This window comes from Pseudomonas sp. FW305-7 (genome assembly GCF_058786735.1).
In genome coordinates this window covers 20,009-39,254 of record NZ_JBYSZA010000019.1, presented here as the reverse complement: position 1 = coordinate 39,254, position 19,246 = coordinate 20,009, and the positions used below count along the sequence as shown (strand labels likewise).

23 protein-coding genes and 1 pseudogene are annotated in these 19,246 nt (G+C 57.8%); 12 read left to right on the top strand and 12 right to left on the bottom strand.

Annotated elements, in window-relative coordinates:
• Positions 1–13: 13 nt before the first annotated feature.
• Positions 14–268, top strand: coding sequence for a hypothetical protein (locus AC3WMT_RS21110; RefSeq protein ID WP_103304899.1), 255 nt, complete (start codon positions 14–16; stop codon positions 266–268).
• On the opposite strand, the gene yejK is transcribed toward AC3WMT_RS21110, so the two are convergent.
• Positions 265–1,272 carry a nucleoid-associated protein YejK gene (yejK, locus tag AC3WMT_RS21105; protein ID WP_103304900.1) on the bottom strand — a complete coding sequence of 336 codons (1,008 nt, stop codon included), beginning with the start codon at positions 1,270–1,272 and terminating at the stop codon, positions 265–267. The two genes, AC3WMT_RS21110 and yejK, sit on opposite strands and share 4 nt — an antisense overlap.
• Positions 1,273–1,380: 108 nt before the next feature.
• On the opposite strand from yejK, the gene AC3WMT_RS21100 reads away from it, so the two are divergent.
• Complete coding sequence (locus tag AC3WMT_RS21100) at positions 1,381–1,671, top strand: hypothetical protein (RefSeq protein ID WP_103304901.1); 291 nt, start codon at positions 1,381–1,383, stop codon at positions 1,669–1,671.
• Between the two features lie 53 nt (positions 1,672–1,724).
• Here AC3WMT_RS21100 and AC3WMT_RS21095 read toward each other — a convergent pair.
• The 3 genes and pseudogenes from AC3WMT_RS21095 to AC3WMT_RS21085 all read right to left on the bottom strand — a co-directional run bounded on the left by AC3WMT_RS21095 (position 1,725) and on the right by AC3WMT_RS21085 (position 2,798).
• A pseudogene (locus AC3WMT_RS21095) lies at positions 1,725–2,043 on the bottom strand (hypothetical protein).
• 81 nt (positions 2,044–2,124) lie between these two features.
• Entirely contained in the window at positions 2,125–2,544 is a 420-nt protein-coding gene (locus AC3WMT_RS21090; protein WP_103304902.1) for a hypothetical protein, read from the bottom strand.
• A gap of 50 nt (positions 2,545–2,594) precedes the next feature.
• Positions 2,595–2,798 (bottom strand): hypothetical protein, encoded by a 204-nt coding sequence (locus AC3WMT_RS21085; protein WP_103304903.1) that lies wholly within the window; start codon positions 2,796–2,798, stop codon positions 2,595–2,597.
• Positions 2,799–2,997: 199 nt separating this feature from the next.
• Between AC3WMT_RS21085 and AC3WMT_RS21080 the strand changes: the two genes are divergently transcribed.
• Positions 2,998–3,210, top strand: a complete 213-nt coding sequence (locus tag AC3WMT_RS21080; protein WP_103304904.1) for a hypothetical protein — start codon at positions 2,998–3,000, stop codon at positions 3,208–3,210.
• Positions 3,211–3,400: 190 nt separating this feature from the next.
• Here the strand turns inward: AC3WMT_RS21080 and AC3WMT_RS21075 are convergent, their stop codons facing one another.
• A complete protein-coding gene (locus AC3WMT_RS21075) occupies positions 3,401–3,577 on the bottom strand; it encodes a DUF3606 domain-containing protein (protein ID WP_008076910.1) in 177 nt (58 codons plus the stop codon).
• A gap of 539 nt (positions 3,578–4,116) precedes the next feature.
• Here AC3WMT_RS21075 and AC3WMT_RS21070 point away from each other — a divergent pair.
• The 3 genes from AC3WMT_RS21070 to AC3WMT_RS21060 all read left to right on the top strand — a co-directional run bounded on the left by AC3WMT_RS21070 (position 4,117) and on the right by AC3WMT_RS21060 (position 4,945).
• Positions 4,117–4,323 (top strand): YceK/YidQ family lipoprotein, encoded by a 207-nt coding sequence (locus AC3WMT_RS21070; RefSeq protein ID WP_103304905.1) that lies wholly within the window; start codon positions 4,117–4,119, stop codon positions 4,321–4,323.
• 66 nt (positions 4,324–4,389) lie between these two features.
• Positions 4,390–4,596, top strand: coding sequence for a YceK/YidQ family lipoprotein (locus AC3WMT_RS21065; RefSeq protein WP_249412114.1), 207 nt, complete (start codon positions 4,390–4,392; stop codon positions 4,594–4,596).
• Positions 4,597–4,696: 100 nt separating this feature from the next.
• A complete protein-coding gene (locus AC3WMT_RS21060; protein WP_103304906.1) occupies positions 4,697–4,945 on the top strand; it encodes a YceK/YidQ family lipoprotein in 249 nt (82 codons plus the stop codon).
• Positions 4,946–5,048: 103 nt separating this feature from the next.
• Here the strand turns inward: AC3WMT_RS21060 and AC3WMT_RS21055 are convergent, their stop codons facing one another.
• Together AC3WMT_RS21055 and rtcR are read right to left on the bottom strand one after the other, a co-directional pair.
• Positions 5,049–5,327, bottom strand: a complete 279-nt coding sequence (locus AC3WMT_RS21055) for a hypothetical protein (protein WP_103304940.1) — start codon at positions 5,325–5,327, stop codon at positions 5,049–5,051.
• Positions 5,328–5,411: 84 nt separating this feature from the next.
• Complete coding sequence (rtcR, locus tag AC3WMT_RS21050; protein WP_103304907.1) at positions 5,412–7,013, bottom strand: RNA repair transcriptional activator RtcR; 1,602 nt, start codon at positions 7,011–7,013, stop codon at positions 5,412–5,414.
• A 204-nt stretch (positions 7,014–7,217) separates the two neighbouring features.
• Here rtcR and AC3WMT_RS21045 point away from each other — a divergent pair, with 204 nt between their 5' ends.
• The 5 genes from AC3WMT_RS21045 to AC3WMT_RS21025 all read left to right on the top strand — a co-directional run bounded on the left by AC3WMT_RS21045 (position 7,218) and on the right by AC3WMT_RS21025 (position 12,646).
• Positions 7,218–8,765, top strand: coding sequence for a TROVE domain-containing protein (locus AC3WMT_RS21045; protein WP_103304908.1), 1,548 nt, complete (start codon positions 7,218–7,220; stop codon positions 8,763–8,765).
• A gap of 338 nt (positions 8,766–9,103) precedes the next feature.
• Entirely contained in the window at positions 9,104–10,330 is a 1,227-nt protein-coding gene (locus AC3WMT_RS21040) for an RtcB family protein (protein WP_103304909.1), read from the top strand.
• 14 nt (positions 10,331–10,344) lie between these two features.
• Entirely contained in the window at positions 10,345–11,133 is a 789-nt protein-coding gene (locus AC3WMT_RS21035) for a nucleotidyltransferase domain-containing protein (protein ID WP_103304910.1), read from the top strand.
• Positions 11,134–11,141: 8 nt separating this feature from the next.
• Positions 11,142–12,167: an RNA 3'-terminal phosphate cyclase gene (rtcA, locus tag AC3WMT_RS21030; RefSeq protein ID WP_103304911.1), complete on the top strand. Its 1,026-nt coding sequence runs from the start codon at positions 11,142–11,144 to the stop codon at positions 12,165–12,167.
• Positions 12,168–12,316: 149 nt separating this feature from the next.
• Positions 12,317–12,646: a hypothetical protein gene (locus AC3WMT_RS21025; RefSeq protein WP_103304912.1), complete on the top strand. Its 330-nt coding sequence runs from the start codon at positions 12,317–12,319 to the stop codon at positions 12,644–12,646.
• A 56-nt stretch (positions 12,647–12,702) separates the two neighbouring features.
• On the opposite strand, the gene AC3WMT_RS21020 is transcribed toward AC3WMT_RS21025, so the two are convergent.
• Complete coding sequence (locus AC3WMT_RS21020; RefSeq protein WP_103304913.1) at positions 12,703–13,116, bottom strand: VOC family protein; 414 nt, start codon at positions 13,114–13,116, stop codon at positions 12,703–12,705.
• Between the two features lie 164 nt (positions 13,117–13,280).
• Entirely contained in the window at positions 13,281–13,961 is a 681-nt protein-coding gene (locus AC3WMT_RS21015; RefSeq protein WP_103304914.1) for a hypothetical protein, read from the bottom strand.
• A 35-nt stretch (positions 13,962–13,996) separates the two neighbouring features.
• Between AC3WMT_RS21015 and AC3WMT_RS21010 the strand changes: the two genes are divergently transcribed.
• Positions 13,997–15,808, top strand: coding sequence for an ABC transporter ATP-binding protein (locus tag AC3WMT_RS21010; protein WP_103304915.1), 1,812 nt, complete (start codon positions 13,997–13,999; stop codon positions 15,806–15,808).
• Here the strand turns inward: AC3WMT_RS21010 and AC3WMT_RS21005 are convergent.
• From AC3WMT_RS21005 to AC3WMT_RS20995, 3 genes are all read right to left on the bottom strand, one after another.
• Positions 15,805–16,749: an alpha/beta hydrolase gene (locus tag AC3WMT_RS21005; protein WP_103304916.1), complete on the bottom strand. Its 945-nt coding sequence runs from the start codon at positions 16,747–16,749 to the stop codon at positions 15,805–15,807. The genes AC3WMT_RS21010 and AC3WMT_RS21005 overlap by 4 nt on opposite strands.
• A 112-nt stretch (positions 16,750–16,861) precedes the next feature.
• Entirely contained in the window at positions 16,862–17,860 is a 999-nt protein-coding gene (locus tag AC3WMT_RS21000; protein ID WP_103304917.1) for an NAD(P)H-quinone oxidoreductase, read from the bottom strand.
• A gap of 60 nt (positions 17,861–17,920) precedes the next feature.
• Positions 17,921–19,195: a YbfB/YjiJ family MFS transporter gene (locus AC3WMT_RS20995; protein ID WP_103304918.1), complete on the bottom strand. Its 1,275-nt coding sequence runs from the start codon at positions 19,193–19,195 to the stop codon at positions 17,921–17,923.
• Positions 19,196–19,246 lie beyond the last annotated feature (51 nt).

Here is a 19,246-nt window from a genome sequence, read left to right as displayed (position 1 = left end):
GAAGGATCGAGTCATGAGCAATCAATCGGAAGAATCGTCGCAAGTTCGCCGAAACAGAATTCTTGGTGATGCGATTGGGTTGTCGCCGGACGAAGTGGCTGAGTACGTCACCAGCATCCAGAAGAAGGATGGAAGCGACGAGTACACGATCCACTTCGGCATCCAGATCCCTGAAGCCATTCGCCGCAAGGTAAATGGCCTGGGTGGAGCGCTATTCTTTGATACTGGGCCAATAGACTTTCAAGGGCTTCAGACAAGCAAGATCTAAGCAGATGCGCGCTTGAGTTGGTCTCTGAGCTGGGTTGGCAGGCCTCTCGGAGTCAACGTGCCGCCAGCTTCGTCGAACTCAATCTTCGAAGCGAGCAGGTGCTGCTCGAAGCTGATCGTCAGTCCCTCGGCCCGGCCGGTGAATCGCCGGAATTTGTTGAGGGTCTTCTTGTCCAGCGGCAGGGTGTCGGAAAGCCCGTAGTCAGATGCCTTAACGAAGTCGACGAATGCCGGCGGCTGGTCTTCGTTGATCAGTTCGGAAAGGTCGTCGAGGGTGATCGGATCGCCAAGCTTGGCCTGGGCCATTGAGTGGCTGACAAGCGTATGGGTCTTCTCGCGGGCCGACTCTTCACCGAGATCTTCGCTCTCAATGAAGTCACTGAACGCTTTGAGCGGAGTTCGCGTCTGGCCCGGGCCGTCAATTCCTTCCTGGCAGCCGAGGAAGTCGCGGAAGTAATCGTTGAGCTTGCGACCCTGTTTGCCCTTGACGTACGAGATGTACTGCTTCGACTGCAGGTTGTTCTGCCATTCGCTGATGTTGATGCGCGCAGCCAGGCGGATGTGATTCGGGTCCAGGCGCTTGACCGCCATAAGGTGCAGCTCTTCGGTCATGGTCACCGCTTCCGTTTCTTGCACCAAGGCAATGATCAGGTAGTTGGTGAGGCCTTGCCGGTAGTGGCAGAAGAGGGCGTGGCCGCCCGTGGTCAGGTTCGGCTCTTCCATCAGTCGGGTCAGGTGCTCGACGGCGATGATGCTGAAGTCGAGGAAGTCCGATCTGCCGGCCAGGTATTTGGCGAGCCAGCCGCTGAGTGGAAACGCTCCAGATTCAGCGTGGAAGAGCCCCCAGCCTTTGCCGGTGGTGGCGTTGTAGCTTTCGTTGAACTGGTTCATCAGGTCGTCACGCGCTTGGCTTTTGACCTGCTCGGTGGCGCCGAGAAACAAAACTGCCGACGAGCCGTCGGGTTTTTTGTCGATCTTGTGAAGTGCGCTGTGGAGAGCTGGCATTGTGATTACCTCGGGTAGGCGCCGCCCTCCGTGACCGGTGGTGGCAATTTGGTTTGGGTTGGGGTATTACGAGTGACCGGCATGGAGCCGGGTCAAAGGAGATTTAAAGTGACAGATATCAAAATGGCCGAAGATCGTCCGCGCGACATCCATTACAAAGATGGCGTCTACGATGTGTCTTTAATTTTCGGGTGGCTTGATTCAGGAAAAAAACCCTCTGGTCTGCGAGTACATGTTGCAGAAACAGCGAAGCCAACCAACTTTGCTCAGTCCACTGGCTCTATCCAAAAAACATGGTCTACGTTTGAAGAGGCTACGGAAGAGGGCAAGAAATTCGCAACAGGCCTTATCAGTACTTGGCCAAAGCGGAAAGAAAACCCTGAAATTGAAGCCGGCTAATCAGCTGCGGCATCTACGAATCGATGCTGTTGGTATGCGCCACCTCAATTCGGCTAGATGATCTCTTCGCCGGGGTAGCGTTTGATCTCGGCTAAGCTTTCATTCCGAAACATCCGCGCCACGTTTTCGCTTATCTGCACTTTGTGGCGCGGGCTCTGAATCGCCTGATATGAGAGAGTCGGCTCGAGTGCGTGCGCGTTCAGAATGAGGTTTCTGCACCGTCTCGCTCATTTCCTCAATGCCGCTCCAGGCCATAAGCTCATCAAGCTTCTGCCGGGTGCCGAGCCTGACCCGGTGCCGGAGCTCCTTCTCGTCGTACTCGATCCGCTTCTCGGCGGCCTTCGCCGATCGTTCTTTTCCAGTCTTGGCCATGGCCTACCTCTTCAATTCCGCTGGCCGGCAAGCCCAGCCAAGTCTGTCGGCGGCGCGTGGCCGCCCGGTTGATGGTTTGTTTCATCGAAATGCGGACTTCAGCTTTGGATAGTCGATCTTGTGGTCGCGGACGATCCGATCGAGCATGTTGTAACTGATCGCCAGAGCATTGCAGCACTGGCTGCGGTTCATGCCGCCGGCGACGCAGTCCTTGATCTGATAGACCAATCGCGCTTCCACATCTGGCGGCACCTTGTTCGGCGCCGTTCCGATTTTTTGCGGAACTTGGAACTTGATGGCGTGCTTTGAGGCGATCGCCTTCAGTGGGGCCAAAGCTATTCCTTCCCGCTCGCAGATCTCGTTCCGGGTCAGCGTCTTTGCCATTTCACGGATTCGCGCAACGCGTGCAGTTGTTTCGTCCTTCACCTTCGGGCGCTGGAAGCTCGGTGGATGCTTCCGCTCGGAGGTGCTGGTGAACTTGATCGGGGTCGGTTCTGGCACGTCGATCTTTCCGCCAGCGGCCAGGAACTCGGCAATCTGAGCGGAAAGATTTATTGCGTCTTAGCGCCGCCGCTCAACGTCGCAGCCGTGTCGTGCATCTCGACCAGTTTGAATATCTGCTCCCTGGCTTGGCGCAGTTGAAGGTTCAATTCCTCGAACTCATTTTCGTAGAGCGCGAACTGGTGCCGGCAGGTTTCGAGCGGCGTCGGGCAGCCGAGCCAGTCGTCGGTGCTTTCGATAGCGGAGGGATCCACGGAAGGTGTCTTGCTTTTTGCTGTTTGGATATACAGTAATCGAGGCGCGGCAGGTGGTCGAAGGTGAGGCGACGAGCTGTAAGGTTTTGGATTGGAGATTGTCGGCAGAACACCGGAGGAGGAAAGTGCACGCACTTCGACTGCATTTGCCGATTCTTTGCGATAGCCTCAAGAAACAAATCAAAGAGGAGTCATCGTTATGGCAAAAGCGTTGTATGGGGTTTATTTCGTCTTCGCCCTGGGATTCGTCGGAATGGGGTATTCGTTTTTCACGGCGTCCAAGGACATTGAGCAGAATGCGTTTTCATGCTTGAGGCTGCCACAGGCCGAAATCGATAAGTGCATGGATGGTGTGACGCGGCATGCCGCCACTCTTCGGAAAGCTGCTGGGGTTCTTACCGGCCAAAATTGAAGAGCTCTGTAGGAATATACAACGCTAAGTTATTGATTCTTATAGGGTGATATGTTGCTTTTATAGCTTGGCGATAACTGCATATTTTCCTTATTGCTCAACGGCTTACGCGGGTTTCGTGGTCACCTTGACATGGTGGTGCTTTAACCTCGCCTCAAAGCCCCGCGGTGGCCGCGGGGCCGTCACGCCATTACTTACCGAGCTTCTTGCGAACGTCGGTCACCATCGGACCGACTGCTTTCACAGCTGCTTTTAGCTGGTCCGCTGTCACGCCGAATTTAGTCGACCAGTATTTCAACTCCCAATCCTCGGAAGTGTTTACCCGGTCTCTATCTTTGGGGCCGCGGTTTTTCAGATCATCAGCCATCTTCAATTTCCTTTTTGGTAGCCTGGGGCAGTCCAGGCCAATCCAGCATAGACGATCAATCCTGATCGCCTGGGTGGACTACCTTTCTGTGCAAAACCTCCGCTACCGCCCACGGTTTACCGTTTGCAAAAGCACAAAAAACGGATGTTTTGCAATTCATGAAAAGAATAATTTCCCTTATAAAACAATTACTTGGGTGGCTGTAGGCCCTGGCATGGGGTGCTAGGGGGCGAGTGTTCGAATCACTCAGTCCCGACCATAATTCCTGAGTAAAATCAGACACTTGAGCCGATCACATAGATCGGCTTTTTTGTGCCTGCGCAAACCGCTTAACACCTGCGCCAAGCATCGCAAATACCTTTCGTGGAGAAATATCCATCGATGTCATCCGTTAAGCCGACTGCTATTCGGTACGGAGTGAGCGCTCGGGTGGTGCCAAAAGAATGTTGATTGCCTAACAGCGGTCTGTTAAAAAGCCGCCTGATTTGCCGGCCCCTGCGTCTCTGAGGCAAACAACGCAAAAGTAATAAGGAAGTTACGTGATACGGAAGTTGATCTTGATTCTGGCGGCCTCGCCACTGAGTGGTTGCGCTTGGCTTGGGGCTGTTACGAACCCTCCCTATGACTGCTATGACGGCGTCAAGGGCGAGTACGTGCTCGCGCAGTTTCTCGGCCCTCTTGTCCTCATTGATTTGCCGTTCACTTTCGTGGCCGATACGGTTTCACTTCCTTTTTGCTGGTACTGAGCTTGCCCTCGTTATTAGTTGCGAGTTAGTGCGAGTTTCACAACGGATAAGTAATAAGGAAATTAAGTGCTACGCCAGCTGATCTTGATTTTGGCTACCTCGCAGTTGAACGGCTGCGCATGGTTTGCCGCCAATTCCTATGGCCCTATTTCGTGCTTTAACGGAACGGAGTACGAGTTCAAGGAATTGATGCCAATCATCGGGCCTTTCATCATTATCGACCTGCCTTTTACGTTGGTTGCCGACACGCTGGCGGTTCCTGCTTGCTTGTAGGGCCTGCATAAAAACCACCAAAGCCCGCGCTTGGTGGTATTGCATCGGCTATTTGTTGTCGCGGGATGCGCAGTTTTTGAATGAGTGATAAGGACGTTACGTGTTGCGTAAAGTGATTTTTCTGGTTTTGAGTGCCAGTCTAAGTGGGTGTGCGGCAACTGCGATGCGGTTGGATTACGGCGAGCATCGATGCCCTTACATCGGCTTGAGATTGGATTGGTGGCTGGTAGGCGAATCCAATGGAAAGTTGATCCCTTTTTTGCTTATCGACGCGCCGTTTTCGTTCGTGGTTGATACAGTCTTTTTTCCCTTCGAGTATCAATATATCGACGACTGCCCAAGGCAGTGATGCCAATTTCGCTCTAAAGAAAAAGGCCTGAGCGCAGATGTTTCTAAGTGCAAGAGGCAATTGTCAGCAACGCTTCTGGCACGGCAGTTTCCGGTAATGAGTGCTACTGTTTCGGCTCCTTCTTGATGTCCTCCGAATCGCTCGAAGTGGCTGCGTCCTTTGCTGTCTCATGCGGCTGTGCCCCGGAATTACCTCCCGAGGATTCCTCACCTTTTTTGTTGGCCTTCTCATCATTGGCGCGCGAACTTTTGGACTGATTGACGCCAGGCAGAGCATTGGGTGGGGCGGCAGAGTCCGCTGTTGTCTTTTCAGTTGCCAGGGCGTAGAGCGGGCCGAGGATAAGCAGGCTGGCGAGCGATAGGGCGGTCATGTTCTTGTTCATCATCTAAGCCTTCCACGCAGGGGGTGTACCGTATTGGAAGTGCGCCGAAGGCAAAGGTGCTCGGCGCTGGACGAGTGGTAGGCATTACGATTGGATTATGCCGCTCCACTCGAGCCCGAATCGCGTCAGATATTTCCTCAGTCGATCGGCATCATTCGGCTGCGCCTTGGCTTGTCGCGATACTCCAAACAGTTTTCGCCCGGCATCTGACAGGCTGTCGGCCTGTCGGCAAACCTCAAGCACACCCTTCAATTGCAGGCGATCAAACAGATCCATGCTCTCGCCATCTCCCGGCAACTCATCCGTAATGCCTGCGGGTTGCGCCAGACCCCATGCGTAGCGCAACCGATCAATTTCTTCCTGCACTTGCGCTTCATCAATCCGCCCACTGTCAGCCAACGTCGCCATCCGCGTGATCGACGCCGATAGTTCGCGAAAATTGCCCAGCCATGCCGCTTCCCTGGAGCTGGCGAACGCCAGGTAACGACGGCGTGCTTCCAGATTGAAACGCACCAGTTGCCCATGTTCACGGGCGTGGCGCTCCAGCTCGAAATCGATGTTCGGCTCGATATCCTCGCGACGTCCCGCGAGACCGGGAAGGTCGAAAGTCCACAGGTTGATGCGCGCGTACAGGTCCTCGCGGAACAAGCCTTCAGCAACCCGGCTGCGCAAGTCGCGATGGGTGCCGGCGATGATCAGGAAGTCGCTGTCGACTTCCTTGTCCGAGCCGAGCGGGAAGAAGCGTTTTTCTTCAATCGCCTTGAGCAGCATCGCCTGTTCGTCTGCGCCCAGTTCGCCGATTTCATCGAGAAACAACATGCCACCATCGGCCGCCCGCAGCAGTCCGTCGCGGGCGTTTTGTGCGCCGGTGAATGCGCCTTTGACGTGGCCGAACAATGCAGACATTGCGCCGTCGCCGCGCAGGGTGGCGCAGTTCACTTCGACAAAGCGGCCCTGCATCTGATGGCGGCTGCGCTTGAGTTCGAAGATGCGTCGGGCGAGGAAGGATTTGCCGGCGCCGGTCGGGCCGATCAGCAGCATCGGCGCTTTAGAGCGCACCGCCACGCGTTCGATCTGTTCGATGGAGCGGTTGAATGCGGCATTGCGCGTGGCGATGCCCGACTTCAAGAACTCGAGGCCTTCCAGGCGTTTGTTGGCGAAGCGCGAGGCGATGCGATCATAGCGCGACAGGTCGAGGTCGATCAGGGCGTGAGTGCCGGTGGCGTGTTCGTCTTCGCTTTTGCGTGTGGCGGGCGAAGTCTGGATCAGGCGTGCCGGCAGGTAGCGCGCTTCGGTCAGCAGGAACCAGCAAATCTGCGCGACGTGGGTGCCGGTGGTGATGTGAACCAGATAGTCCTCCTGCTCGGTGTCGAAATCGTAGGCGGTGGTGAAGTCGTGCAGTGCACCGTAGACCTCTTCGAAATCCCACGGATTACGCAGCGACATCGAGTGCAGGCGCACTTCGGTTTCCGGGGAGATCTGTTGGATATCAGCGCGAACGCGCTCGGCGAGGCTGATATCGCGGGCATCGACACCGTGAATCAGTTCCAGGCGGTTGATCAGCACATCCGGCTGTTGGCACAACCCTACGCTGGGTCGCCAGTGGCTCCAGCGGTTGGCGCCTTTACCGACGCGATCAAGGGTGGCTCCGATAAAACCGATGGCGACTGTGCGTTTGCTGGGCATGTTTATCTCAGAAGATAAAAGACGATATCCAATGATAGATTTTCGTTGATGGGTTTGTCGCGAATTTAATTGGCAGAAGCGCTATGAAAAATAAAAACCGTTATAAATCAATAAGATAAAAATAATAAAAGAAACAAAAACAAAACTGGCACAGCGGCTGCAATACCTATCGCAACGAACAGGACAACACAGCGAGATGCCACGATGGCCAACCAGAATCTCTTCAATACGCAATCGAATCACTTGCCAGCCTGCGACACTCTGAATGCCTCCGGTGCCTCGGCCTATGCCTACACACCCAGGCATCAACTGGCTCAATTGGCAGTGACCGGTTGCCTCAACCAGACCTTTTACGCTTCTGCTGAAAGCCAACTGGACCAAGTGTTGAAACTGGTGGCCGAACTGGACAGTAGCTTCGTTGCCAAGGCGGCGATTTACGCTCGTAAAAAAGGCCATATGAAAGACATGCCGGCATTGCTGCTGGCCGCATTGACCGCTCAGCGTTCAATGCTGGTGCCACAGGTTTTCGAGCAAGTGATCGATAGCGGCAAAATGTTGCGCAACTTTGTGCAGATCCTCCGCAGCGGTGCCACCGGGCGTAAATCCCTTGGTTCGCAGCCGAAGCGATTGGTGCAGAACTGGTTGAACAGCGCGACTGAACGCCAACTCTTGCAAGCATCGATTGGCAATCAGCCTTCGTTGGCGGATGTCGTGAAAATGGTTCATCCAAAACCTGCCGAAGCCTGGCGCGAAGCGTTCTTCGCCTGGTTGATCGGTAAGCCGGTGGATGTACAGGCGCTTCCGCAATTGACCCGCGATCTGCTGGCGTTTCGCAGCGGCGCGATTGAAGAAGTGCCAGCGGTGCCGTTCCAGTTGCTCGGCAACGAAACGTTGAGCAAGGAACAATGGGCCGCTCAGGCTCGCAACATGGGCTGGCAGGGGCTGCGTATCAACCTCAACACTCTGGCTCGCCACGGTGCGTTTGAAGTGCCAGGTTGCGTCGAGTATGTGGCGGCGCGGTTGGCGGATCCGCAAGAAGTTGCCAAGGCGCGGGTGTATCCGTACCAGTTGCTGGCGGCCTATCGAATGATGGGTGAGGACATTCCAGCGCGGATACGTGAAGCGTTGCAGGATGCACTGGAATTGTCGTTGGCCAACGTGCCACAACTGCAAGGCTCAGTGGTGGTTTGCCCGGATGTCTCGGGCTCGATGGGCAGCCCGGCAACCGGTTATCGCCAAGGCGCGACTTCGGTGGTGCGTTGCATCGATGTCGCGGCGCTGGTGGCAGCAGCCGTATTGCGCAAACAACCGCTGGCACGGGTGATGCCGTTCGAAGTGGGCGTGGTGGATATCCAGCTCAACCCGCGTGACAGCGTGATCAGTAATGCGGAGAAACTCGCCGGTATTTTTGGCGGTGGCACCAACTGCTCGGCACCGCTGGCGAAACTGGCCGACAGTAAGGCCAGGGTCGACACGCTGATTCTGGTATCGGACAACGAATCCTGGATCGACATACGACGTCGGGGAGCCAGTGAGACGATGCGTCAATGGGAGCGGATCAAGCAGATCAACCCGCAGGCGCTACTGGTGTGCATCGATATCCAGCCTGGCCATGCAACACAGGCAGCGGATCGCGACGACATCTTGAATGTCGGCGGTTTCAGCGATGCGGTGTTTGATGTGATCGAGCAGTTCACCAGCGGTCATTACGGTGCGCAGCATTGGGTTGAAGCGATCGAAAATATGCAATGAATTGATTTATCACAGGCGCTGAATGCTGATGGGACTACATCCAAGACGTCTCATCAAACCCTTGTCAGCGCGTGTGACGGCACGAATGCCGGGTGGCTGTACATTGGAGTCCGGTTAATCCCGGAGCGCGGCAACGCGCAACAGTCACCCACTTTTGTCGTGCCACCTTATTTGTAGTGAAGACAGCGAATGCGACAGGTACTCCATAGGAAACGCGGGTTCGAATCCCGCCCCGGCAACGGGGGCTTAAATCAGGCGGAGCCACAGTGTCTGTGTTTTTGTCGCTGCGACAAACGGAACAACGCCGAATGATCGGCCAATGAATAAAGAATAGAGAAATGAAAGAACATACCTACCAACTGCTCGAAGTCGCCAACGGCAAGCCGATCAAGCTCTGGACCGAAGGCGTCCCGGTGGAAAACGAGGCACGCGAGCAGTTGATGAACACCGCGAAGATGCCGTTCATCTTCAAGCATCTGGCGGTCATGCCGGACGTGCATCTGGGCAAGGGCTCGACCATCGGCAGCGTGATTCCAACGGTTGGCGCGATCATTCCGGCTGCGGTCGGCGTGGACATCGGTTGCGGCATGATCGCGGCGCGTACGTCGCTGACCGCCGCCGATCTGCCGGACAATCTGCTCGGTCTGCGCAGTGCCATCGAGCAAGCGGTGCCACACGGCCGCAGCTCGACCCGCTCGCGGCGTGACAAGGGCGCCTGGGACGAGATTCCGCAGCAGGCCGATCAGGCATGGGCGGCATTGCAACCACGGTTCAAGTTGATCACCGACAAATATCCGAAACTGGCCAACACCAACAACCGCGGGCATCTGGGCACTTTGGGCAGCGGCAACCACTTCATCGAAGTGTGCCTGGATGAAGCAAACCGCGTCTGGTTCATGTTGCACAGCGGTTCACGCGGTGTCGGGAACGCCATCGGCAACCTGTTCATTCAAATGGCCCAGGCGGATATGCGTCAGCACATCGCCAACCTGCCGGACCGCGACCTGGCGTACTTCGAAGAAGGCAGTCAGCACTTTGATGATTACGTGGAGGCAGTGGGCTGGGCGCAGGACTTCGCCAAACAGAACCGTGAGTTGATGATGCGAGCGGTGATTCAGGCGACGCGGCAGATCATCCGCAAACCGTTCGAAGTGGCGTTGGAGGCGGTCAACTGCCACCACAACTACGTGCAGAAAGAGCGGCATTTCGGCGAAGACATTCTGGTCACCCGCAAAGGTGCGGTGTCGGCGAAGAAGGGCGAGCTGGGGATTATTCCGGGCTCGATGGGCGCCAAGAGTTTCATTGTCCGCGGCCTGGGCAACGAAGAGTCGTTCAGCTCCTGCAGCCACGGCGCCGGTCGCACCATGAGTCGCACCAAGGCGAAGAACACCTTCACCGTCGAAGATCAGATCCGCGCCACCGCTCATGTGGAGTGCCGTAAGGATGAAGCGGTGATCGACGAAATTCCGATGGCCTACAAGGACATCGACAAAGTCATGCACGCCCAGCGTGAGCTGGTGGAAGTGCTGCACACCCTGCGTCAGGTGGTGTGCGTCAAAGGTTAAAAGGAAAACATGTCATGGAATTCGAAGAGCGCCACCCGCTGTGCAGCACGATGCGCGCACGGGTGCTGGAAGAGCTGGCGCGCATAGAGCGCGAGCGCAACGTTACGGTGTTGTATGCCTGTGAGTCTGGAAGCCGGGCCTGGGGCTTTGCCTCGACCGACAGTGATTACGACGTACGGTTTGTGTACGTGGAGAAGCCTGACTGGTTTGTTCAGGTCGACACCCCGCGCGACGTGATCGAGCGACCGCTGGACGACGAACTCGATGTCAGTGGCTGGGAGTTGCGCAAGACCCTCGGGTTGCTGCGCAAGTCCAATCCGACGCTGCTGGAGTGGCTCGATTCGCCCTTGGTGTATCGCAGCGAAACGGCAGCGGTGGGGCAACTGCGTGAACTGGCGGAGGCGTTTTACAGCCCGCCGGCCGCCCGTAGCCATTATCTGTCGATGGCAAAGAAGAACTTTCGCGGCTACCTGCAAGGCGAAACCGTGCGGTTCAAAAAGTACTTCTACGTGCTGCGGCCGCTGCTGGCGGTGCGCTGGATCGATCAGGGCCGCGGCCGGCCACCAATGACCTTCGCCGATCTGCTGACCACGGTCGATGATCGCGCATTGCTCGATGAAGTCGACGAACTGCTGGCCCTTAAACGCAATGCCGACGAGAGCGCCTACGGGCCACGGCGTTCGGCGCTGCACGGGTTCATTGCTGCGGAACTTGAGCGCGAAGTGCCTGCATTAAAAAGAACTCAGGAAAACTCGCGACGGCTGGATCAGTACCTCAGGGATACCGTCGGGCTGTACGCATAAGGATTGCAATGAAACAGGAAGTGATTGAACTGGACGGCGCCATCGGTGGCGGTCAGGTGTTACGCAGTGCCTTGAGCCTGTCGATGGTGACAGGTCGGGCGTTTCGCATTAAGCAGATTCGCGCCAGACGCAGCCGTCCGGGACTGTTGCGTCAGCATTTGACGGCGGTGCTGGCGGCGGCCGAGGTGTGTGGCGCCAAGACCCTGGGTGCGGAGTTGGGTTCGCAGGCATTGAGTTTCGAGCCGGGAGCGATTCGCGGCGGCGATTACCAGTTCGCGATTGGCACGGCTGGAAGTTGCACGCTGGTGTTGCAAACGCTGTTGCCTGCATTGTTGCGCGCACCCGAGGCGAGTCGGGTGCGGATCAGCGGCGGTACTCATAATCCGCTGGCACCGCCGACGGATTTCCTGACCCGCAGTTGGTTGCCATTGCTGCGGCGCATGGGCGCCAACATTGAGCTGGATCTGCTGCGACACGGTTTTGTACCGGCAGGGGGCGGTGAGATCGAGGCAAGGGTGCAGCCGTCAGCGCTTGTCCGAATGGATTTGTGTGAGCGAGGCGCGGCCATTTCGTCCCGGGCTTCAGCACTGACGGCCGGGCTTGCACCGGTTGTCGCCGAGCGTGAGCTTGATCGAGTGTCCAGGCGTTTGAGTCTGCCGGCGGACGCATTGCAGCAGGTCACGCTCGATCCGGCGCGTGGGCCGGGCAACGTGCTGTTGCTGGAATACGCATTTGAGCATGTCACTGAAGTGTTCAGCGCATTTGGTCAGGTTTCACTCCGGGCGGAGAAGGTCGCAGACGCGGCGATCAACCAGGCGGCGGACTGGTTGCACAGCGGTGCGGCGGTGGCCGAACACCTCGCTGATCAATTGTTGTTGCCGATGGCGCTGGCCGGTGGTGGATCGTTTACCACGCCGCGCATGACCGAGCATCTGCACAGCAACATCGCCGTTATCGAGCAGTTTTTGCCGATCAGCGTCGAATGTCTGGAGGAGGGGCCAGATCGTTTAAGGGTTGAGGTCAGTGCGATCTGACAAATGCAACGGGACAGCGGGATTTCATCATGACATCGCGCTGTCCCTTTTTTTGTAGCCGAATATTGCCAAAAAGCGGCAAATTGCTGGCCCCCGAGTGAGTGCTTCGTCGGCAAAATCGCCTTTTTTCAAAAGGTTAGGTTGGCTATATGCGGACGATTGTCATAACCGTTGCAACGCTTTCCCTGGCTGTTCTTGCCTCGGGAGTCCAGGCAAAAGAGTTAAGCAAAAGCCATCGCTTTGCCTGTGCCTGGGGATCGGATATTGCCGCCGGCGCGCAACAATCCAAGCTGTCAGGGATATCTTTGTATGGTGCGCGTAAACAATTGCAGGTGCGCAAATTCCAGCAACCGTGGATGCGCATGACCGCCATGGGCATTACCGAGCAGACCTACAACAGCGCCTCGAAGCTCAAACCGGCGGCGGTCAAGCAGACCTATTACGAGCAATGCGTCAGACACGAATTGGCCCAGCGCTGAACAAAAAGCCCAACCTGAACCGGTTGGGCTTTTTCATGCCTGACGAACCGCCAGCGTTATTTTTCACTTTCGCAATTGACCATCCACGACACGCCAAAACGATCTACCAGCATGCCGAAGCGTGCGGCCCAGAAGGTTGCTTCCAGTGGCATATCGACGCGCCCGTCCTTGGCCAATGCGTTAAATACCCGTTCGGCTTCAGCGATGCTGTCGACATTCAGTGAAATCGAGCATCCGCTCATGCCCTGAGTCGGCCGGTCGGGCGTAGTGTCCGAGGCCATGATCGACTGATCGCCGACTTGCAGTGACGTGTGAATGATCAGATGGTGATGCTCTTTCGGCACATGCTCGGCGGCCGGCGTTTCGCCGAAGGTCATCATGGCCTCAAGTTTCCCTTGCAAGGCTTGCTCGTAGAACGTGAAGGCTTCGCGGCAGTCGCCGTTGAAAATCAGGTACGGGTTGATTCTCATGTCTCTGCTCCCGGTGGTCAGACGCGGAGAGTGGCGACCGTTCGCCGGGTTCCGCGATGGGCGGTGAAAACATAGCAGAGCGTTGGACGCCGGGAAGTGCGAAGTCTTCCAGACGTTTTTCTCATGAAAAACGCACGTCTTAGCACGGCGCAGTGTTCTGACATTCAATCGACAATAAAGCGCTCGTCTTCATCACTCAGACATATCGTCAATTGATGGCCATCCTTGTCGAATGCACAGTTGGGCAATGAAAGCTGCATTGCGATCCGGATGGGCGCACCGATAAACACAATGGCGATCAGGGTGGCTACGATGGCTTTGCCGATCAATACAGGACGAGACCCAAGGCGGTTGTTCCTGAGCCGCGAACGCAGAAACAGGCCAAGGGCAAGGAGAGCAGCGCCGATGAACATTGTGCTGCCGATTTCATGCGGGGTGATGCTGTAGATCTGCTGCTCTGCGTCGTTCGGATAATTGATCAGCCACCAGGTGCCGATGCCCAGTGGCAAAAGTCCTGCGGCGATACAGGCAGGTATCGACCCGGGCAAGCGCAGTAACAGACTCAACAGCAGGACCCCTGTGGTCAGCATCCACGCGGAGGCAAACAGGGGACCGTTCATGCCACCCATGAAAGTGCCGCCGACATCCCTGGGGGAGATCAGGTACACGTCATAAAAGGCGATGTGCAGTGTCAGTGCGAGTACAGCGAGCCAGGAGACAGGGTAGTAAAACCAGAAGAAATTGGCGCGGGATAACACACTCAGTCCTTTTCGTGGTGTTCGGGCGCGGCAGTATGCCGAGGAATACCCGACACTGGAAATCCAATCGCGGCGCTGGAGTACCATGGCGCACTCTCTTCCTCTGCCGAGCCCAATGCCCTATGCCTGTTCTATCGCGCTTCACGTCATTGCTCGACCAGGGACAGCGGGCCTTGCGACTGGTTTGGGGCACGTCGCGCGGCTTGTTCCTGGGGCTGGTACTGGCGACGTTGTTTGCCGGACTGCTGCCGGCGCTGGCGGCATGGCTGGGGCAACGGATTGTCGATGCGGTGGTCGCGGCGATGCAGCTGCACGCGCAGCACGGTACGGCGCCATTGTGGCCGGTGTTGCGTTATGTGTTGCTGGAGGCCGGGGTGTTGGCGTTGTTGTCCGGAACACAACGGGCGCTGTCCGTGCAGCAGTCGCTCTTGCGGGTGCAACTGGGGCAGAAGGTCAACACGCTGATTCTGGAGAAAGCACAGACCCTGTCGCTGGTGCAATTCGAGAATTCCGAGTTCTACGACAAACTGGTGCGTGTGCGTCGCGAAGCCTCGACCCGGCCGCTGGCGTTGGTCATGAAATCGCTGGGGCTGATCCAGAACCTGATCATGCTGATCAGTTTCGGCGTGCTGCTGGTGCACTTTTCGCCGTGGGCGCTGGTGTTGCTGGTGGTCGGCGCGTTGCCGGTGTTCTTCGCCGAGGCGCATTTTTCCGGTGACGCTTTTCGTCTGTTCACCCGGCGTGCGCCGGAAAGTCGCCAGCAGAATTACATCGAAACCCTGCTGTCCCACGAGGCCTACATCAAAGAGGTCAAGCTGTTCGGTTTCGCGCCGCTGTTGTTGCAACGCTATCGCGACACGTTCGCCAGGCTCTATGCCGAAGACCGCCGATTGACCTTGCGCCGCGATGGCTGGGGCTTCGGCCTCGGATTGCTGGGTACAGCGGCGTTTTACCTGGCCTATGCCTGGGTGGTGATCGATGCTGTGCATGGCAATATCAGCCTGGGCCAGATGACCATGTACCTGGTGCTGTTCAAGCAAGGGCAGGGCGCAGTCAGTAGCAGTCTGAGCGCGATCAGTGGGTTGTACGAAGATGGCCTGTACCTGACGAGTCTTTACGAATACCTGGCTGAACCGGTACTCGCCGACACCGGTCATCTGACCGTCGGCGCGCAACCGGGCGATGGTTTGCGCTTCGAGAACGTCGGCTTCCGTTACCCCGGTGCGAGTCGCGCGGCACTGCAAGGCATCGACCTGCATCTGGTGCCGGGGAAAAGCATGGCGCTGGTGGGGGAGAACGGCTCCGGCAAGACCACGCTGATCAAGTTGCTGACCCGGCTCTACCGTCCGGATCAAGGGCGGATTCTGCTCGATGGCAGTGACTTGCAGGATTGGCAGGAAACCACGTTGCGTCAGCGCATCGGGGTGATTTTTCAGGATTACATCCGCTATCAATTCAGCGTCGGGGAAAACATCGGCGTCGGCGATACGCTGGCGTTCAACGATCAGCAACGCTGGAAGGAGGCCGCTGCCGAAGGCATGGCCGCGCCCTTTATCGAAGGCCTCGACCAAGGTTACGCGACACAATTGGGGCGCTGGTTTGCCGGTGGTCAGGAGCTGTCTGGCGGGCAATGGCAGAAGATTGCCTTGTCCCGGGCCTACATGCGTCGTGATGCCGACATCCTGATTCTTGATGAACCGACCTCAGCCCTCGATCCGGCGGCAGAGGCGGCGGTGTTCGAGCATTTCAGTCAACACACCGAAGGGCGCATGACCTTGCTGATCTCTCACCGGTTTTCCAGCGTGCGCAATGCCGACCACATCATCGTGCTGGAACAGGGGCGGATTCTGGAGCAGGGCGATCATGACGAGCTGATCGCCTGTGCCGGGCATTACGCGCAACTGTTCGATTTGCAGGCTCGCGGCTACCGTTAGGAGTCCTGCGCGCTGCGCAGCATGGCCGGCCCGGCTACACGCGGCGCCGGTTTACTCTGCATCAATGCATCGATCGCCTTGCGATAATTCTGCCCACCCAGTGCCATGCTGTTGTTGTGCGTGGCACCCGGTACCAGCAACAGTCGCTTGGGTTGTTGCGCGGCGTTGAACAACTGCTCACTGAAGCGCGATGGCACGAACGCATCGGCCAGACCGTGCACCACCAGCAATGGCATATGAATGTCGGCGATTTTGTCGATGGAATCGAATTTCTGCGACAGCAGCCAGCGCACCGGCAGCGAGGTATTGGCCACGGCCGCAGTCACATCTGCCAGTGAAGTGAATGTGGATTCGATCACCAGCCCACGCACGGGGAGTGCGGCGTGATCACGGGCAGCATCCTTGCCGAGTTCGGCGGCCAGATCGATTGCCACGGCACCGCCCAGAGAGTGGCCGTAGATCAGGCGCTTGTTCGGGTCCGGCTGCAACAGTTTGAAACGCTCCCAGGCGACTCGCGCATCTTCGTAAACGCTGCTTTCCGAGGGCAGATCACCCTTGCTCTTGCCGAACCCACGGTAATCGATGGCCAGCACCGAATAACCCGCCGCGCGCAATTGCTCGATACGGAACAATTGCCCGGTGAGGTTCCAGCGCACACCGTGCAGATAAAGAATCGCCGGGGCATTGGCTTTTTCCGCCGGCCACCACCAAGCGTGGATGTTCTGCCCGGCCTTGAAACTCTTCGGTTGCAGATCGAGTTCCTGCACGCTGCCCGGCAAACCGTGGTACCAACCGGCCGTACCAGGCTCGATGCGAAACAGCAATTTGCGCTCGGCATGTTCCAGCACGGCACAGCTCGTCGGCACACCGATAATCAACGCGGCCATGCAGGCGAACGCCAGGCGTCGACGGCGCAGTCGAGTCATGAAGGGAAGGAACATTAAACGTTTCACCGCAGCGCAGACAAAGAAGGCTTTTTACCAGATGACTCGGTCTGCGCGCGATATTTTCGACCACCGTGCGAGGTCAACAATTACAAAATGCTGCGACGGTTCAGTTCACCTGCAGGACAATCTTGCCGATATGGTCACCGGCTTCCATGTGCGCATGCCCCTGAGCTGCGTCGGTGAGTGCGTAGACTTTGTCGATCATCGGCAGGCAGCGCCCAGCGCTCAGCGCCGGCCAGACGTGTTCACGCAGTTGATCGGCGATGGCGGATTTCTCCGCCGTGGTGCGTGCACGCAATAGCGATCCGGTCACCACCGCGCGTTTGCCGAGGATCGCCAGTAGATCGACATCGTTGGCCCGGGCGCCGCCGAGGAAACCGAGCATGACCACGCGTCCGTCCATCGCCAAAGCGCTGACATTGCCGTTGAGGTACGAGCCACCCATGATGTCGAGAACCACATTGACACCTTGGCCAGCGGTTTTCTCGGCGATCACTTCAGCAAAATTCTGCTCGCGATAGTTGATCGCCTGGCCGCCCAGTTGACTGATCGCCGCGCACTTTTCAGGGCTGCCGGCGGTGGCGAAGGCTTCGATGCCAAATTCGCGGCAGAGCATCAGCGCCGTAGTGCCGATGCCGCTGGTGCCGCCATGAATGAGTACACGTTGCCCACGGCTGGCACCGCCGAGGCCAAACAGGTTGGCCCACACGGTAAAGAAGGTTTCCGGGATCGCGGCGGCGTGCACCCAGTCGAGTCCGTCGGGAATCGGTAGCGTCTGGCCCGCCGGAACGGTGCAGTATTCAGCGTAGCCGCCGCCATTGGTCAGCGCGCAGACTCGATCACCCACAGCAAACTGGCTGACCCCGGCGCCGAGGGCCACCACTTCGCCGGCCACTTCGAGACCGGGAATCGGGTTCATGCCGGGCTTCATCGGATACTTTCCGGCGCGCTGCAAGGCGTCCGGCCGGTTGATGCCGGCTGCGTGTACGCGAATCAGCACTTCACCTTCAGCGGCCACCGGCAGCGGTACGCGTTTGGGTTGCAGGACTTCGGGGCCACCGGGTTCAGTGATTTCGATGCGGGTCATTTCGTTGGGCAAGGTCATTTCAATTCCTGCTGATGAAGGTTCCGTAGATGGGAGGTCTGTGCAGTGCAAAAATTCCAGTCAATCGGCGCAACCCTGTGGGAGTGGGCTTGCCCGCGAAGGCGCCTGCACAGCCAACGCAGCGTTGTCAGGCAGGGCACTTGCGTGAGCAGGCCCACGCCCACCCTGATTTGTGCGGTACCAGAGGTTCATCGCCTGCTCCAGCAACAACGCCACCACGATCGCGCCAGCGGCGATCACGAACAGCAACGCGTGATGGCCGCCCGTGGCATTGAACACGGCTGAATAGGCAAACCCGGCCAGCGCCTGAAACGTAGCGAACGACACGGTGGCCCGGCTCCAGGCGATCTGCTGGCGATGATGCTCCGGCACCAGCTCATGCACACGGGCCAAGGCCAATGGCACGATGCCGGGCGGAAATGAGCCCAGCACCACTGCGAGCACCGCCAGCGAAATGAATGAGTGAGACGTCGCCAGCAGTCCAAGCGCAATCGCCTGCACCACCAGGACCAGACGAATGCTCGTCCGGGCGCCGAATTTGTCCGCCAGAAAGCCATAACTCACCGGCCCGACAATTGCCCCCAAGCCATACATCACCCACACCAGCGCGCCGATATGTGCCCCGGCACCGATCCCGCGTGCCACGTAATCCACCAGAAACACCATGGCTGGCACCAGTCCGGCGGCCATAAAAGCGTATTGAGCGAACAGTAAATACACGCCGGGCGGTGTCGGCTGGACCGCCGCGTTCGATTGAGCGGCCACCGTGTGCGGCAAGTCAGAAGGCCAGCCAAACCAGCTCAACGCGGTCAGCAGCAAGGACAATGCGCCCAGTCCCAACCAGGTGGCTTGCAGGCCCAGACTCAACAGCGGTGGCACGATGGTCCCCGAGCCGGCGATGCCCAGCCCGATGCCCAGGAAGATCGCGCCGCTGGCCAAACCTTTGCGGGACGCTGGCACGTGGGGCAACACCGTCGCGGCCACCAGCACCATGATCGCGCCACCGGTGATCCCCGACAGCAAGCGCCAGCCGAAGAACCAGCTCACCGACAACGGAAACGCACAGGCAAAAAAAGCGGCGGTGACGAGCAACATCATCAAGCGCAGGGCGTTTTTGTTGCCGAGTTGGCGTGCGAGCGGCCGACCGAGCAGGGCGCCGATCAGATAGCCAACCAGATTGGCCGCGCCGAGGTAGACCACGTCGTTGGCGGAGAACCACTGCGCCTGAATCAGTTCGGGAATCAGCGGTGTGTAGGCAAAGCGTGCCAGACCAATACTGACCAGGCTGGCGCAAAGTCCGGCGAAGATGGCTAGTGCTGAAGATGACGTACGCATGGGAGCGTTCCTTGGGAAGGTATATGGCGCTGAGCATATCGGCTATCGTTG